This window comes from Paraburkholderia suaedae, from assembly GCF_040812055.1.
GTDB lineage: Bacteria > Pseudomonadota > Gammaproteobacteria > Burkholderiales > Burkholderiaceae > Paraburkholderia.
In genome coordinates this window covers 1-1,831 of the sequence record NZ_JBFOAH010000091.1, presented here as the reverse complement: position 1 = coordinate 1,831, position 1,831 = coordinate 1, and the positions used below count along the sequence as shown (strand labels likewise).

The following is a 1,831-nucleotide window of genomic DNA, read 5'->3' as shown; positions in this document are numbered from 1 at the left end:
CGATCAGCATCGGGCACTCCTGCACGCACGCGCGGCAGGTGGTGCAGGACCACAGCGTGTCGGCTTCGATCAGGCCCGAGATCAGCGGCTTGCCGGGGGCGCCCGCATGCGTGCCGATCGCGATGCCGGGCGTCGGACTGCCCGCATAGCCCGCGTCGGTGCCGCCGACCATGCCGGTCACCAGGTCCTGGATCAGCTTCTTGGGATTCAACGGCTGGCCGGCCGCGAACGCGGGACAGGCCGCCTCGCATTTGCCGCATTGCACGCACGCGTCGAAACCGAGCAGCTGGTTCCAGCGGAATTCGACCGGCTTGCCCGCACCGTAGTCCTGCGCGTCGAGTAGCGGCGTCTTCAGCGCGGCAGGCGGCACGCTGTTACGCTCGCCTGCCCGATGATCGGCAAAGCGCTCCTGCCGCGGATGAAACGCCAGATGCAGCAGGCCCGCCAGCGCATGCTTCATCGGGCCGCCGCGCGCCGCGCCGAACGTCATCGTGAACGCGCCCGCGCCGATCAGCAGCGCGACGAGCACCGCGAGCGCCCCCGACAGCGCCGCCGCGGGCAGCGCGACAAACAGCGCGAGACCCAGCGCGAACGAGCCCAGCAGCAGCGGCAACTGGTCCCACGGCCCGCGCGAGAGCCGCGCCGGCGCCGCCTTCGCGCCATGCCGGCGCCGCCACACGAACACCGCGCCCGCCAGCATCACGAGGGCGGCCAGCAGGATCAGCCGGTCGAGCCACCGCGAGTAGAGGGCGAGGCCGTAGTTGACGAACACCAGCGCCATCGCGAGGATCGCTCCGCCGGCGGTGGCGATGTGCGTTCGCGCGATGTACGGATCGCGCGCCACCACGTGATGCAGGTCGACGAAGTAACGCTTCGGAATCCTCAGCAGATTAGTCCATCCATACGCGCCCGCCGCGCTCGCGCGGCCTTCGCGCCAGTAGGCGGCGCGTCTGGCGAGCGCAAACGCGAGCCCGGCGACCGACAGCCACAGCAGGACGGTGATGACAGACACGGGGCTCATCGTCAGAAGTCCTTGCAAAGGCGCAGCGCGTCGTAGATCGCGCCGTGAATGTTGTGCATCGAAATGCAGTCGCCCACGCGAAACAGCAGGAAGCGGCCATTGCCGAGCGTTTCGCTGAGCGAGGGCTGCGGCTCGGACGCGAACAGCCGGTGCACGTCCACCTGCCCACGGTTCACCGACTCGGGCTTGAGCGCCCAGTACAGCCGGTCGTTCGGTGTACTACCGTTTTCGATCACCACCTGATCGACCGCGCGCTCTTCCTGCTCCTCGGTGTACTCGTTGCGGATCACCGCGATCTTCCTGCCGTCTTCCTCATAGACCCGGTCGAGCCAGTAGTTCGGCGTGTGGATCACGCCCTGCGCGTAAAGCCGCCGGTAGAAGATCGGGAAGGTGGTGCCGCCCACATCGTCGGCGACCTTCACGTCCGGTGTCACGATCTCCACGTTCGAGCCGCGGCTCGACATGAAATCGGCGACGCCCGCGCCCGCATGCGTGCTCACGCCGTCGTATACGAGCACGTTCCGGCCGGGTTCCACCTTGCCGGAGAGCACATCCCATGAACTGTCCGCGAGGCCTTCGTCGACACCCCACGCCGCGACCTGCGACGTGAACGCCGAGCCGCCCGTGGCCAGCACGACGATGTCCGGCTTCTCGGCCATGATGGTGCGCTCGTCGGCGGCCACACCGAGGCGCCGGTCCACGCCCAGGCGCTTCGTCTCCATGTCGAACCAGCGCACGATGCCCGCCATCTGCTCGCGCTGCGGCGCTTTGGCCGCGAGCATGATCTGGCCGCCCACATGATCGTTCTTC

1 protein-coding gene and 1 pseudogene are annotated in these 1,831 nt (G+C 68.4%); both read right to left on the bottom strand.

Annotation, left to right across the window (positions count from 1 at the left end; translation table 11 throughout):
• The coding region (locus ABQJ48_RS37645) for a DUF3483 domain-containing protein (protein ID WP_367842913.1) at positions 1–1,021 on the bottom strand (1,021 nt) is incomplete at its 3' end.
• Positions 1,022–1,023: 2 nt separating this feature from the next.
• Positions 1,024–1,831, bottom strand: a pseudogene (locus ABQJ48_RS37640) (N-methylproline demethylase); the annotation flags it as partial.